Raw genomic sequence first — 14,748 nt, forward strand, 5'->3', positions numbered from 1 at the left:
GGATATCGGAGGAGGAGAAATAATGATTATTGATGCACATGTACATCCGATTTATTTTGATACGATTTGCGGGGATGATTCCGTCCTGAAATTCCGTTCTGAGCAATTTGGTATCTATAAGCAGTCGCCATACAGTTATGAGGAAATTATAGCCGAAATGAATTTTGGAAAAATCGACCGTTCTATTCTGCTTCCACTTGATTTAACCACACAAAGCGGCGGCAGTATTGTAACTAATGAGGAGATCAAGAAGATCATAGATCGTCATCCCGATTCATTCATTGGATTTGCCAGTGTAGACCCGTATCGTAAGGATGCGTTGGAGGTTTTGGAGAATGCCTTTGCCAATCTGAAGCTAAGCGGGCTAAAGCTGAATCCGTCCAAGCAGCAGTTTTATCCTGATGATAAGCTATTGTGGCCGATCTACGAGAAGTGTAGAGAATACGATAAGCCAATCATGTTTCATGCCGGCTTGAGTTGGGAGCCTAATGCGCTTGCCAAGTATGCTAATCCAATTCATTATGAGCAGGCAGCTGTAGAATTTCCGGAACTGCGGATGTGTCTCGCCCATTTTGCCTGGCCATGGGTCAGGGAAATGATGATGCTGATGATAAAATATCCTAATGTCTACACAGATACCTCAATGCTGTATATGGATTCCTTTAATGATTTTATGGAGCGTATTTTTATGAAGGAAATGGACCCGCTGACCCTTGAACGCAATTTTGCCAAGCAAGTGATGTTTGGATCAAATACCCCAAGGTTTCGTGCGTTTAAATTAAAAAAGGCTATAGAAAATCTGCCGTTTAGCGAAAAGGTAAAGGCGAACATTTTTGGTGGAAATGCACTTGCATTTCTGGGGGAGGGGAAATAAGCGAATGAACAAATTAGTTTCAATCTCATGTATGTCGGAGCAAGCGGTTCAAATGATAAATATTACTGAGGAAGTACACAGGATCGTTGCGGAATCAGGAATTACGAACGGTTTGGTCGCAGTAATTACGGCTCATACGACCACGGGGATTACAATCAATGAACCGCTGGAGTGTGTAGAAACAGATATATTACAACGGCTGGAGAAGCTTGTTCCTGATGATGATAAATATATTCACGCTCATTTTCTTCCATCCTATGGAGCTACAAGCAATAACTCGCCAGGTCATCTGAAATCGATGCTGCTGGGAAATAGCTGTATGTTTCCTATTCAGGAATCCAGAATGGTATGTGGTTCAGCTCAACATATCTATCTTGTGGAGTGTGACGGTCCGCAGACCCGTAAAGTATATATTCAAATGATGGGTGAGTAATTAAAAACAAACTATGCCGTTTCTAATAACAGATACGCTAACAACAACCAGGATCAACGGGGCTATTTTGCAAGCAGTTGTAACTGCTTGCCAAACAGCTCCGTTGTTACGCTTCAAGGATAATGAAGAGCGCACTGGCTGTAACATGCAAGTTAAAAGGCCATCCTCAGCGGAAGTCTTCCCTATCAGCCCACTCTATTCAACTGTCAATTTCCGTTAGCGGAACGTAATCAGAAAGCATTTTCCCTTATTTCATTTAGCTCTTCTGCGTTAAACACTCCTGCCTGGTACAGGTTGAAAAATTCCTCCGATACACTTTGGTCAAAAATAATCATATCATCCGAATTGACCGTCACCTTAATGCCATTGTCGTACAAAGTTCTTATGGGATGTGTTTGATAGTTCTCTACTCTGGAGAGCAGGATATTGCTCGTTGGGCAAATGTTCAATTGGATGTGGTGGTCCGATAACCATCGCATCACCTGGGGAGAACGCGCAGCGGCGATTCCATGCTGTATTTGATCCAGCTCCAATTCTTCAGCCGCTTGTCTAACCAGTTCAGCCGTTCCAAATTCACCGGCATGTGCCTTCAGAATCAGTCCCTTATCCTTCGCCTTTCGAAAAATCTTCTTAAAAGCAGGGACAGCAAATTCATCTCCGAATATGTCCATCGATTTGAAGTAATTAAGCTCCAGAAACTGATCTATCTTGCCTGCGGTCTCATGCATTGGTGTATGTGTTAGAAACGCGATTTCCGGGACAAAAATAATCTCAGGAGCCACTCTCCGATGGATGTTCTGTATGGCTTGTATCAATTGTTCAGGGGAGTCATCGAACCAAGCCTCTTCACCAATGGTTACACTCATATGAAGTAAGGTAATCCCATCCGTTTTCGCCTGAGCAAAGGCAGCTTCTATACGCTTTTCATAACCAAGCCGGCCATTTAACAAAGGCTTAATATGTATGGCGTTCCACTGGTTCATCTCATGAAGATCTGCAAACTTAGGGCACTCAGGTATCTTTACACCGCACCAGTCCTCAATATATCTCTTATTTCCGCCCCTGGTGATATGATTGTGTAAATCTGCTTTGGGTACTTTTCTCATTTCAGCCAAGCTATTCTGCTGTAAAGCCGCTATAAACTGATCTTTCATGAGTGGCTCGCCCCCTGGATTCTTAATAAAGGGTCAAAAGGCACCCGGATGGGTGCCCTTTGTCTACAACGTAAGCAGGTTCTGCTAGCGGCCGCGGTGTTTTTCTTTTGCTTTTTGCACCTTTAATTCCCTTTTACGTGCCAATGCTGCCTCCAACTGCTGTTTCGAACCGGTCCGTCTCTCCTGCTTTCTTTTCTCATACTCCAGCTTGAGAGCCTCTTGTGCATAGGAAGAAACACCTTTTCTCCGTACCTCATTAGTTGCCTGCCTTGCAAGCCGCTTGGGACTGACCTTTTTCAGTTCAGACGGCTTTACGGCCACTTCCTCCGAAAGTCTGCTGGTAAGCTCCGACATCTCATTACGAATGAACTGTAGAATTTCCTCGTCCTGAGGCTCTGGACCAAAAATGTACCTGACTGCTTTCAACTTTCCTTGGTCCTGATCCTCCAGGACTCCGACCCAATACTGACCATCATGATAAACTGTAAGCTTCATATAAATCCCCCTCAATTGAATCGAAACGACGGACATCCCGAGGGGGGAAGGTTACTGACATGCCGTTCTGACCAATACAGAGCCATGCATGTGCCTGGACTACCAACCAGGCTGTGTTTTCTCGTTTCAAGGAAAATTATAGACGCCCTATGGGTTAATATCAAGACAGCGACACTCAATAATATACCTGTTCTACATTTTAAGATTTTCTAATAATTAGAATTCGAACTATAGCAAGTGACCTAATCATTTTCCGCCTTATGGTACGGCCTTTTTATTGATTTACCTTGTAGAGTTGACCGGCACGTTATATTAGTCCCCAAATCTCATCTTGTCAAGAAATAATGTGGGATTGAGCGACATAGCGGGAGATCCCCCCATATGCTTTCGAAATATGAATGAATTTCCGAGTCTGAAGAGCAGTATCGCTTTTTCCAAATCACCCGGTTTCACGTAATATTTTCTTAGGTTATTACGAAAGACAGAAAAGGAGGTGCTATATGAACAGCATCGACAAAATAAGATTTATTCTTCTTTACGCTAAAACACCTGAAACAAATTGTTACGGGTACATGGAGCTGAATCAGGAGGGCAACATGATCGCGCTCTACAATAGGTATGGCGAAGAAATAGAAATGTACGGTGGACATGAATTTGTCAGGGTACGAACACTTGGCAAATTCGATGATGAAGACCGCGATAATTTTTATTCCTTGTTAGAAAGTGATGGTGTAGGATAGTCTGCCAGATTAGTCAGGGGGATATTGGTCATCCAAAAAACGAACGAAACGTTATAAGTATTCGGAGGTAGAAGATGAACAAACAGGTTCAAGAGGCAGGCGAAATGAAGAGAAGGCAGATGCTAACCGCGCTGCTCATCGGTGCATTTGTTGCGTTTCTTAATGAAAATTTGCTTGCCAATGCGCTTCCCGGATTGATGCGGGAATTCGGGCGTGCCGCCGCGACTATACAGTGGTTATCGACGGGCTATATGCTCGTTATCGGCGTGCTGGTGCCGGTGACCGCATTACTGCAGCAATGGTTCACGACCCGCCAGATGTTCATGTCTGCGATGGCGTTATTTTTGGCCGGTACCTGCTTATGTGCAGCGGCGCCGGGATTCGGAATCTTGCTGACGGGCCGGGTTATTCAGGCTTGCGGGACAGGATTATTGGTCCCGCTCATGATGAATACGATTCTCGCCCTCTATCCACCAGAACGCCGGGGTGCCGCCATGGGACTCATGGGGCTGGTCATCATGGTCGCCCCTGTCATCGGGCCGGCTTTGTCCGGTTTGATTATCGATACCTTTAACTGGCGTTGGCTGTTCTACATGGTGATTCCTGTTGCTTTGTTTGCGATTATTTATGCATTCCTGTACCTGAAGAATGCGACAGAAGTGACCAAGCCAAAGGTCGATCTTGTATCCATAGTGATGTCAACTGCCGGTTTCGGCTGCGTCACCTACGGCTTCAGCCACACAAGTGTCTCACTTGGGCCTGAAGGTTACGGAGTGATTGCAATTGGCAGCCTTTTCTTGCTTCTGCTTGTATGGCGCCAGCTTAAGATCAAAGAACCGTTGCTCGATCTGTCCGTATTCCGGCAGCCCACTTTTTCTCTGGTTGCGGTATTGACTGTATTTCTGATGATGGTTCTATTCGCCACAACAACATTGCTGCCGTTCTATATGCAGGATGCGCTGAAGCTGACAGCGCTTGGGACAGGCTTACTTCTAATGCCGGGCAGCCTTTTGAACGGGATGCTGATGCCGGTGTCGGGCAAATTATTCGATAAATTCGGGCCGAGATTCGTCATTGTGCCCGGACTGTTCCTGATCGCCCTATCGTTGTGGCTGTTTACCGGCATCGACAGTGATACAACACAAGGTTCCGTCCTGTTCAATCATGTCCTCTTATTCTTAGGCATGTCGTTCGTCGTCATGCCGGCTCAAACGGCAGGATTGAATCAGCTTCCACGTCACCTGATCCCTCATGGCACAGCCATATACAATACACTTCAACAGATTGCAGGCGGAATCGGCATCGCTTTGTTCGTAGGCATCATGTCGTCAGGAGCCAATCGTTATCTTCACCATTCGCTCAATCCTACTGCGGTCCACGAGAAGGCACAAAGCATGGTTTCCGGTCTGCAAACGGTTTTTTGGATTGAATTTATTTTTGCAGTGCTTATCTTGGTGCTGGGCTGGTTTATTAAAAAGCCACCTGAGCGTAGTTGATTCATTCCTGTATAAGCTGAACTGGAGAACTTGAAGGCTTGGGGAACACAATGAAACTCATAAGAAACTATGCTAAGTGGAAAAAGTAAAACTAAATGGCTGAAATCCGGGCTACAGAAGGTTCTAGTGGGATTTTGCACACCTAATTCATATCTATTCACTAGCTTTGTTCGAATCATAAATGCCTAAGAGGATGACTTCCCGGTCTGCATTTGATTGTTTAGCCGGTTACAGCTAACCGTCCCGCCGTTCTATCAGATAGAACATATAATCGGTCGGGACCCCGGTATACCCTTGCTGCCTCAGCATCGCGGTCACATTGCCCCGGTGATAGGTCCCATGGTTAACCACATGCTGCAAAATGTCGGAGAAATGCGTATCGAAACGGCCGTACTTCGGGTGCCTGATCGTCATCGCCCTGTCCAAGTCGGGCGTACGCCGCAGCAAATCGCGGAACTGTTCGGCGACGAAGGCGAACAGCCGACGCATCTCGTCCACTGTTGTGTCCTGCGCTTCCTCTGTCCACTCCGGGATTCTCGGAAAAATATTCTCGTTTGGAACTTCCGCGAGCACGGACATATAGAGCTGTTCATACATGTACATGTGCCCAAATGTTTGAGACACAGACGGGAACACGCTCGTCACTTGCGCATGGAAGACATCCTTGGGAAGCTGCTCCAGGTGGGTGAATAACCGGTCATTCGCCCAAACATGGTATTCGTACAATTGATGCGGGTGTTGAAGCATGTATGAATCCACCTTTCCTTTATTCGTCGGTTTGGCTGCTACTGCCGCAGCCTTGTCTCTATCGTATACCGGGTTCACTGACAACCGTTGTCAGCGAAGTTCAATCAGGGTTGTCTTCGTAATGTTTTGCGATTTTGCAGGCCATTTCCTGGATCTGTCGCTTAAGCTCAAGCGGCTCGCGAATGTGTATGGCTGTGCCGAACGTCATCAGATACATCGGAAGGTACTTGTTCATCGTCGGAACGTCCAGCAGAAACCGTGCCTCGCGATCGGTCCGTTCCGTCAAATAATGGCGTAGATGCCAGTGGCGGCAAACCGCGTTCAGGGTGTCGGGCTCTCCCGCGATACGGATGACCGTCAGTGGTCCGTCCGCCTCCCGTTCCCGCTTAGACTGGTCGCGGAAATAGGCGGACGCGGAGAAATGCTCCGGCTTTTCGAACCTTGCTTCGGTCGGCTCCAGCCGCGCGATTCGATCCACGCGGAACGTCCGCATTGCCTGCGACTGATGGCAAAACGCAACAACGTACCAATCGTTTCGGTCGTAAGCCAATCCGTATGGATCGACTTTACGTTCGCCGGCCTGTCCCGCGTTCTCTTTACGATAGGCGATGCAGACCGTTCGCCCCTCCTTCGCCGCCTGCTCCAGGTCCCGCAGCAACAGAACGCCGGAAGGCGGACGTACTGGAGAAATCACATCCAAACCGCTTGTCTGGCTGGACAGATCGCAGCGCTGCTCTTCGTGCAGCCCGTTCTCGATCTTTTTCAATGCGCCTTCCAGCTCTTCCGTATACGGATAGCCGGCGCCTTGCGCAAATTTAAACGCGTCCACAAGCGCTTTCAACTCTACAGAGTTGAAGAACAAGGGCGCCTCCTTAAAGCTGTCCAGAATGCGAATGCCGCCGTCGTGGCCTGATTCCGCGACGACCGGCACGCCGCTGGCGCCTAATGCGTCGATATACCGGTACACGGTGCGGACGCTGATCTCCAAGTCGTCCGCGATCTGCGCGGCAGTGAGCTTCCTGCCGGATCGCAGCATCCACAGCATGGACAGCATGTTATCCCATTTTGCCACCCGGAGTCCCCCTTTTCCTCGCGAAAATAAAACTGTTTTTGATATCGCATAATCATGTTAACACATAAACAAATGTTCGTAGCAAGTGCTAAGTCTATGTTTGACAACCCACTCGTTTCCTCAATATATACCGCCTGCTTTTTAATCTCACCTCACCTGTCTCCCTTGACTTAAGTCAATGCCCCTGCCCCGCCTCCTTAGTACAATGAAACCACAATCAAGAAGGGGGTTAGATTAATGTCTGCAGCAGTGGCACGAACTGGGGGCGTTTCAATTGTTCTGATGGCGGCGGCGGCCGCTTTTTCGTATGGATATGTTCATGGAAGTCTTGTGGTGGAGGGAAATCCAGCCGCCACCTTCGGCAACCTGCAGGCTTCTCCCCTGCTGTTCAGGGGTGAAATTCTGGGATGGCTTCTGATCTTGGCCTGTGACATCGCTGCGGCATGGGCGCTATACACGGTCCTGAAGCCTGTGCAGCCGGGCCTGTCCCTGCTGGGCGCATGGCTGCGTCTATCGTATACGGCGGTATTGGGTGTTGCCGTCTCCAGCCTGGTTGCTGTCTCGCTGCTCACAGACAGGAGGGACCAGGCGCTTGCCGGCTTCACATCCGGGGAGCTGCAGGCGGAGATGATGCTTTTTCTCCGGGCTTTTGAAGCAGTATGGTCGATTGGACTGATTCTGTTTGGGGGGCATCTGCTGATTGTGGGCGTGCTGGCCTACCAATCTGAGAATATCCCGAAAATCATTAGTGTTCTATTGCTGCTGGCTGCAGCCGGTTATATTGTGATCCATCTGTGCCGCACCCTTGTTCCTGAGTATGAGGAATTCATAGAAGTAATTGAACGGGTTTTTATGCTGCCGATGACCGCGGGGGAGCTGGGCCTTGGCCTATGGCTGTTGTTCAAAGTCCCGGCTCGGCGTGCCCGCGGTGAATCCGCTTCTTAATCCGGCTCAGCGACTCCGGCGTCATGCCAAGGTAACTTGCCAACTGATGCTGAGGGACGCGGCTGATCAGTCCGGGTCTTTTATGAAGCAGAGTTTTCAGGCGTTCTTCGGGAGATGAGGCAATAAAAGCAGCGAACTCTTCCTGCACCTGGCCGAAGCTTTCCTCGATCATCCGGCGCGTCATGGTTTCGAGCTGCGTGTATTTGGCATACATCTCCCTTTCGGTATCCAGCCGCCCGACGACCAATACGCAATCCTCCAGACAGGTCAGGGTGTATTCCGATGATTTATCCGGCTTATGCGCATTGAAGGTGGAGATCGCCTGCTCCTCGGTATAGAAGTTGGAGGTGATATCCCGGCCCATAACGTCAACTGCATGCTGCCGCACACACCCTTTCAGGACAAAATAGCAATAACCCGGGACCTCACCCTGCTTAAGCAGAGTGGTTCCCTTGCGGTATTCTTTGACAATAATTTCATCCAGAACCGCTTGCTGCTCTACTTCGCTCAAGGAGGTCAGCCGGGTCATATATTGGAGTAAAAGATGCTTCATGATTCAGCCGTCCTCCCTTTCATGTCATCATGTGTACAACGAAATTCTCGGAAAACTGCCTGATCTGCATGAGGATGTGTTGGCCCTTCCATTTTATCATTAATCTCCGGGAGGTAAATCACCCACTTTTATGGTGTTGTTGCTTAGATGAAATGCCCCTTCCCCCAGTCGTCCGCCTCCCTGCTTGGAACGGTACAAACTCAAGTGGAAAAAGTGAACTTAATCTTACATAGCCCGCTACCCCGCGAGTGCTAAGTGGAAAAAGGTACACTAATTCAGCACATTTCGCCCCTGACGGAGCAATATGGCCCAACTAAGTTTCCTTTTTCCACTTTAATCTCACGATTGTTGATTTTGGGAAGAAATAAGTTCCCTTTTTCCACCTAACGCTTGCTCACCGGTGTCTTCACAAGCACTAGTTGGAAATAGGATACCGCATCCGGCTGATTCCACCTTTTCAAATAAATTCCCTTAATTTCCCCGAACTCCCCTACGCGATCCGGCCGCCCTTTCACCTTATTTACACGAGCTCCGGTCTGCTACTCAGTCCAGCTTATCCCATTTCTCAAACAACTGCTCCACCCTTCGGCCAATGGAAGCTTCAGGCACGGTTAGTATTTTTCCCTGCTCCACAACAATCTTCCCGCCTGCCACCACTGTAGATACGGCTCCGGGCTGCATGGCATAGACCATGTTGGCGAACAGCTCTTTCCTGGGTGCCAGGGAGAGATCATGCAGATCCAGTGCGGCAAAATCAGCATGCTGCCCGGCCTCGATCGACCCGATTGGCATCCGCAGGATGTCACCGGCGCTGGAGGTGCCCATCCGGTAGACCTGCTCGGCGGTGATGCAGGTACCGTCCAGGCGGCTGACCTTCTGCAGAAGCGCACACATGCGCATCTCTTCATACACGCTGATCCGGTTGTTGCTGCAGCCCCCGTCTGTTCCCAGTGTCACCCGGACTCCCGCCTGGAGCAGATCCGGTACCCGTGTAACCCCGTCCGCTAGGAACATGTTGCTGGAAGGGCAATAGGCCAGCGACCCGCGTCTGCGGCCGATCAGTTCTATTTCAGAGTCATCCAGCCATACCAGATGAACGGCGATCATCCGCTCGTCGAGCACACCCAGTGAATCCAGATAATGTACAGGCCGCATGCCATAATTGTGCGAAATCTCCTCTACCTCGAACATTTCCTCGGCTACATGGATATGAAACGGCGTATCCAGTTCCACCGCGAGCCGGTGGCCGGCCTGGATCATTTCAGGTGATGCCGCGTGCGGGCTGTGCGGCGCCGGGTGAATGGTCACCATGGAATTTCCCTGATACTTCTCCGCTAATGATCGCGTGCGCTCCACGGCTTCCGGTACCGTCTCCCGGTAGGACTGCGGCGCACCCGCCCAGTCATACATCGTGCGTGCAAAAACCAGGCGGATGCCCAGATCACCCGCCGCCCGGATGACCGCTTCGTCGTAAGCAGTGCCTCCATTATGCACATAGAAAAAGTCACAGACTGTAGTCACACCGTACCGCAGCATTTCCCCAAAAGCGAGCAGCGCCCCCGTATAAATAGCCTCTTCATCAAGCAGCGGCGAATACCGGTACAATGCCTGATCCCGCCATTCCAGAAAAGGCTTGTCGGCTGCAATCCCGCGCAGCAGACTCTGAAAGGAGTGATGATGTGAATTGACAGTGCCGGGGACGATGGCTTTGCCCTCCCATTCAATTGGCCGGGCATCCGGGTAGCGCTGCAGCAATTCATCACGGCTGCCTACATCCGTAATCTTCCCGTTTTCCACCAGTAGAGCGTAGCTCTGCTTGAATTCCCCCTGCGTATATACCGCATCCGCCGAATATAAATCGCGCAATGGTTGTTCCTCCTAATGGTTCAATTCTTGATCTAAGGCGAGAATGGACTGCAGTAATACATTGCCGGCCTTCTCCATATCTTCGATCCGGCTTTCCTCTTCAGGACAGTGGCTTTTGCCGTCCAGGCTGGGCACGAACAGCATGCCCGCCCTGGTTAGAGATGCCATATGCGTGGCATCGTGACCGGCCATGCTGCCAAGCCGCAGGCTGCTGTATCCCAGCTTCTCCGCCTGTCCTTCGCACAGGCTGATGACCAGGGAATCCAGCGGCTCAGGGCTCTGATCCAGAATCAGACGCCGTTCCAGGCGCAGGCCGCGGCGTTCTGCTATGGGCAAGGCAAGCTTGCCCCAGTCCCCAAGTACCTCCCGGATTTGTGCACGCTGCTCGCCTCTGATCTCCAGATGAAACGTAACCTTTTCCGGGATAATATTCGCCGCATTCGGTTCATTGCTGATCCGGCCAATCGTGCCTACCACTTCATCCGCCGGATGGTTCCGGCAGACGGTCTCGAAGGCCAGCAGCATCTCGGAAGCGCCCATCAGCGCATCCTTGCGGTCCCCCATGAGCGTCGTCCCGGCATGGTTGGCTTCACCCAGAACCGTGATTTCTTCACGGTAGATGCCTGTTATGGCCGTCACAAGCCCTACCGGGATATCGCGGTCCAGCAGTCTTTTTCCTTGTTCGATATGAACTTCGAGAAAAGCAGCCAGCTCCTCCGGCTTTCTCCGCGCCGCCTCGAACTGCTCTGGATCGCCGCCCGCCAGGCGCAGCGCCTCCGTTAATAGCTCGCCCTGGTCATTGCGGACTCCCGCAAGATCCTTGGCCTTGAGCTTACCGGCCACCGCTCTGCTGCCGAATGTCGACAGCCCGAACGGATTCGGCTCTTCCGCGCTGAAGGAAACCAGCTCCAGGGGGTGGCGGGTAACCACTTTGTTTTCTTCCAGTACAGTCATGACCTCCAGCGCCAGCAGCACCCCCAGCGCGCCATCGTATTTGCCGCCATTCGGAACCGTATCGATATGGGAGCCGAACGCAATTGCGGCAAGACAGGCTACGGAACGGTCTGAGACAGCTGAGACATCCGGGCTTCTGCCGCCCGCACCGCTTCTCACCGCCCAAATATTCGCTGCCGCATCCACCCTTACGGCCAGATTCAAACGGAGCAGTTCGGCCTTGAGCCATTCCCGCGCCGCCAATTCTGCCGGGGTAAACGTGGTGCGGTCCAGACCTCCCGTAGCCTGGTTCAGACCGAATATAGCTAATTCCCGGATGTTGCTCTGAAGCCGTGACGCATTGATCCGCAGCTTACTAGATTGTTGCTCTTGATTCGGCAGCAGATGGTCTTGCTGCTCCTCTCTCAGCAATCCACCCTCCCGCACTTCATCCTTCCACAAATCACTCATGCGGACACCCTCCTACCGTTCTGGATAACGACCTCTCCTTTTTTGAACACGGTATCTACCAAATTAACCGCATAATGATACTGCAAGTAGAGATAGTTGGGTGCATCGAACAACACGAGATCGGCCTGTTTACCGACTTCGATGCTCCCGATGGTGGCAGCCCGGCCAATAGCATGAGCGGCATTGATCGTACAAGCGGCCAGCACTTCAGCCGGTGTCATTCGCATCGTCAGGCAGGCCAGGTTCATAATAAAAGGCAGCGATTCCGTCGGTGATGAACCGGGATTCCGGTCCGTTGAAAGCGCGACAGGCACTCCGGCAGCGATCATAGCCCGTGCATTGGCTGGCTGCGCCATCAGAAAAAAGGCGGTGCCGGGTAGAAGAACAGCGATCACTCCGGCTTCAGCCATCCGCTGAATGCCAGCTTCGGAGACATGCAGCAGGTGGTCTGCGGACACGGCTCCCAGCTCGGCAGCCAGCTCGGCTCCCCCGTATGACACTAATTCGTCGGCGTGAATCTTAGGCTTCAACCCCCACTTTTGGCCCGCCGCCAGGATGTCCCTGGACTGATTTACGGTAAATGCCCCCTCTTCACAGAAAACATCGCAAAACTCGGCTAATTCCTCACGGGCCACCGCGGGGATCATGTCTTCGATGACGGTGCGTACAAAAGCATCCGCGTTTCCCTTGTACTCCACCGGCACCGCGTGAGCGCCCATAAACGTTGGGACCAGATCCACCGGATGGGAAGCGTTCAGCCTGCGGACCACCCGCAGCTGCTTCAATTCATCCTCCAACCGCAGACCGTATCCGCTTTTAGCCTCAACCGTCGTTACTCCATATTCGAGAAAACGGTCCAGCCGCTTCACCGTTTCGGCCATTAGCTGTTCCTCGGCGGCTTCACGTGTACGCTCTGTCGTATAGAGAATTCCGCCCCCTGCATTCAAAATATCCATGTATTTTGCACCCTGCAGACGCAGGTTCAATTCGAACTCCCTGGACCCGGAAAATACGATATGGGTATGCGGGTCAATCAGCCCCGGGGTGACCGTCCTGCCTTCCGCCGACAGTACCGTAACCTCCTGGTTCCCGGAGTGCTCCGCCACATACCGGCGGGCTTCTTCGCTGCTGCCCACGAAGGTGAAAATTCCGTCTTCAATGACTATGCCTCCGTCTTCGATGAGGCCAAGCTCTTCCATCTCCTTGCCCGCCTTCGGCTTCGCGCTGGCTCCGCGCAGGGTCGCAATCTGCGCGGCACTATGAATGTAGATCATGCTTCCGCCCCTTTCCCGGACCGCCCAGCATAGGCATGCGGATGCCTTTGGACCTGGCTGTCTCTGCGGCAAGTGCATATCCGGCGTCTGCATGACGGACGACACCCATGCCGGGATCAGAGGTCAGCACCCGTTCCAGCCTTGCTTCTGCCTCTTTAGATCCATCTGCGACGACTACCATTCCGGCATGCTGGGAATATCCCATGCCTACACCGCCGCCATGGTGGAGCGATACCCAGCTGGCGCCGGCCGCTGTATTGACCATCGCGTTTAGAAGAGGCCAGTCGGAGACAGCATCACTGCCGTCCTGCATCGCTTCCGTCTCCCGGTTCGGTGAGGCCACAGATCCTGCGTCCAGATGATCCCTGCCAATCACAACCGGTGCAGATAATTCTCCTGAGGCTACCATACCGTTAATTATCCGGCCAAACCTTGCACGTTCACCGTAGCCCAGCCAGCAAATGCGGGCAGGCAGCCCCTGGAAGGAAACCTTCTCCTGAGCGAGGCGTATCCAGCGCTGCAAGCCTTCATTTTCGGGAAACTCACGCATAACCGCAGCATCGGTTTTATATATATCCTCAGGATCGCCGGACAACGCCACCCAGCGGAAAGGTCCCTTCCCTTCGCAGAACTGCGGGCGGATATAGGCCGGAACAAAGCCGGGGAAGCTGAACGCCTGCCGGACGCCTGCATCATAAGCGACCTGCCGGATGTTATTGCCATAGTCGAAGGTCACCGCTCCTTTGCTTTGCAGCGCCAGCATGGATTGAACGTGGCGGGCAATACTTTTTTTGGCCAAGGCCACATATTCCTGGGGATTCGCAGCTCTTAGCTGCCGGCCTGTCTCCACCGTCAAGCCCTCCGGGATGTAACCGTTCAGCGGGTCATGCGCCGAGGTCTGATCCGTCAGAACATCCGGTATAAAACCCAGATCAAGCATGCGCGGCAGCAGCTCCGCCGCATTACCGAGGAGGCCGATGGAGAGCGGCCGCCCTTCGCTTTTGGCAGCTTCAGCTATGGATAGGGCCTCTTCAAGCGTCTCGGCGAGGATGTCGCAATACCGGGACTGGATGCGTTTCTCAATCCGGGTCCGGTCCACATCGATTCCGATGAATACCCCGTCATTCATGGTTACAGCGAGCGGCTGAGCGCCACCCATTCCGCCAAGACCGGCACTGAGGGTAATCGTCCCTTTCAGCGTGCCGCCAAAATGCTGTCTGGCACACTCCGCAAACGTCTCATAGGTCCCCTGCACAATGCCTTGAGTACCTATATAAATCCAGCTGCCTGCCGTCATTTGCCCGTACATCATTAGCCCTTTCCGGTCCAGCTCGTGAAAGGTCTCCCAGTTCGCCCAGGCCGGAACCAGGTTGGAGTTCGCGATCAGCACCCGTGGCGCATCGGGATGCGTACGGAAGATAGCCACCGGTTTGCCGGATTGAATGAGCAAGGTTTCGTTGTCTTCCAGCGTTTGCAGCGAATGTACAATAGCGTCAAAGCTCTCCCAATTGCGCGCCGCCTTGCCGATCCCGCCATAAACGACCAGCTGCTCCGGATGCTCTGCCACCTCGGGATCGAGATTGTTCATCAGCATTCGCAGCGCCGCTTCCTGGACCCAGCCTTTGGTATGGAGCTGACTGCCTCTTGGTGCGCGGATGACTCTTGCTTCGTGTGTGCCCATTTCGTTACTCCCCC

General features: G+C 52.0%; 14 protein-coding genes. 5 read left to right on the forward strand and 9 right to left on the reverse strand.

Features of this window, described 5'->3' with window-relative positions; all coding sequences use genetic code 11:
• Nucleotides 1-22 precede the first annotated feature (22 nt).
• Both BLQ82_RS19730 and BLQ82_RS19735 read left to right on the forward strand, forming a co-directional pair.
• Nucleotides 23-874 (forward strand): amidohydrolase family protein, encoded by an 852-nt coding sequence (locus BLQ82_RS19730; RefSeq protein WP_062523523.1) that lies wholly within the window; start codon nt 23-25, stop codon nt 872-874.
• A gap of 4 nt (nt 875-878) precedes the next feature.
• Complete coding sequence (locus BLQ82_RS19735) at nt 879-1,307, forward strand: secondary thiamine-phosphate synthase enzyme YjbQ (RefSeq protein WP_062523522.1); 429 nt, start codon at nt 879-881, stop codon at nt 1,305-1,307.
• Between the two features lie 230 nt (nt 1,308-1,537).
• Here BLQ82_RS19735 and BLQ82_RS19740 read toward each other — a convergent pair whose 3' ends face one another.
• On the reverse strand, nt 1,538-2,461 hold the full coding sequence (locus BLQ82_RS19740; RefSeq protein WP_062523521.1) for an amidohydrolase family protein: 924 nt from the start codon (nt 2,459-2,461) through the stop codon (nt 1,538-1,540).
• An 84-nt stretch (nt 2,462-2,545) separates the two neighbouring features.
• On the reverse strand, nt 2,546-2,956 hold the full coding sequence (locus BLQ82_RS19745; protein WP_025704800.1) for a YjdF family protein: 411 nt from the start codon (nt 2,954-2,956) through the stop codon (nt 2,546-2,548).
• A gap of 500 nt (nt 2,957-3,456) precedes the next feature.
• Between BLQ82_RS19745 and BLQ82_RS19750 the strand changes: the two genes are divergently transcribed.
• Nucleotides 3,457-3,696: a hypothetical protein gene (locus tag BLQ82_RS19750; protein ID WP_062523520.1), complete on the forward strand. Its 240-nt coding sequence runs from the start codon at nt 3,457-3,459 to the stop codon at nt 3,694-3,696.
• Nucleotides 3,697-3,770: 74 nt separating this feature from the next.
• Entirely contained in the window at nt 3,771-5,192 is a 1,422-nt protein-coding gene (locus BLQ82_RS19755; RefSeq protein ID WP_062523519.1) for an MDR family MFS transporter, read from the forward strand.
• Nucleotides 5,193-5,426: 234 nt separating this feature from the next.
• Here BLQ82_RS19755 and BLQ82_RS19760 read toward each other — a convergent pair whose 3' ends face one another.
• Entirely contained in the window at nt 5,427-5,939 is a 513-nt protein-coding gene (locus BLQ82_RS19760) for a DinB family protein (RefSeq protein ID WP_062523518.1), read from the reverse strand.
• Nucleotides 5,940-6,039: 100 nt separating this feature from the next.
• A complete protein-coding gene (locus BLQ82_RS19765) occupies nt 6,040-7,011 on the reverse strand; it encodes a helix-turn-helix transcriptional regulator (protein ID WP_062523517.1) in 972 nt (323 codons plus the stop codon).
• A 237-nt stretch (nt 7,012-7,248) separates the two neighbouring features.
• On the opposite strand from BLQ82_RS19765, the gene BLQ82_RS19770 reads away from it, so the two are divergent.
• Entirely contained in the window at nt 7,249-7,956 is a 708-nt protein-coding gene (locus BLQ82_RS19770; protein WP_062523516.1) for a DUF4386 domain-containing protein, read from the forward strand.
• Here the strand turns inward: BLQ82_RS19770 and BLQ82_RS19775 are convergent.
• The 5 genes from BLQ82_RS19775 to hutU all read right to left on the reverse strand — a co-directional run bounded on the left by BLQ82_RS19775 (nt 7,913) and on the right by hutU (nt 14,734).
• The gene (locus BLQ82_RS19775; protein ID WP_062523515.1) at nt 7,913-8,509 is read right to left on the reverse strand and encodes a Crp/Fnr family transcriptional regulator; all 597 of its coding nucleotides are present in this window, start codon (nt 8,507-8,509) and stop codon (nt 7,913-7,915) included. The two genes, BLQ82_RS19770 and BLQ82_RS19775, sit on opposite strands and share 44 nt — an antisense overlap.
• Before the next feature lie 543 nt (nt 8,510-9,052).
• A complete protein-coding gene (locus BLQ82_RS19780) occupies nt 9,053-10,375 on the reverse strand; it encodes an amidohydrolase family protein (protein WP_062523514.1) in 1,323 nt (440 codons plus the stop codon).
• A 12-nt stretch (nt 10,376-10,387) separates the two neighbouring features.
• Nucleotides 10,388-11,779: a Zn-dependent hydrolase gene (locus tag BLQ82_RS19785; protein WP_082722665.1), complete on the reverse strand. Its 1,392-nt coding sequence runs from the start codon at nt 11,777-11,779 to the stop codon at nt 10,388-10,390.
• The gene (gene hutI, locus BLQ82_RS19790; RefSeq protein WP_062523513.1) at nt 11,776-13,053 is read right to left on the reverse strand and encodes an imidazolonepropionase; all 1,278 of its coding nucleotides are present in this window, start codon (nt 13,051-13,053) and stop codon (nt 11,776-11,778) included. The genes BLQ82_RS19785 and hutI overlap by 4 nt, the downstream gene beginning before the upstream one ends.
• Entirely contained in the window at nt 13,037-14,734 is a 1,698-nt protein-coding gene (hutU, locus tag BLQ82_RS19795) for a urocanate hydratase (RefSeq protein WP_062523512.1), read from the reverse strand. The genes hutI and hutU overlap by 17 nt, the downstream gene beginning before the upstream one ends.
• Between the last annotated feature and the right edge of the window lie 14 nt (nt 14,735-14,748).

The organism is Paenibacillus jilunlii (assembly GCF_900102965.1).
Taxonomy (GTDB): Bacteria; Bacillota; Bacilli; order Paenibacillales; family Paenibacillaceae; genus Paenibacillus_AQ; species Paenibacillus_AQ jilunlii.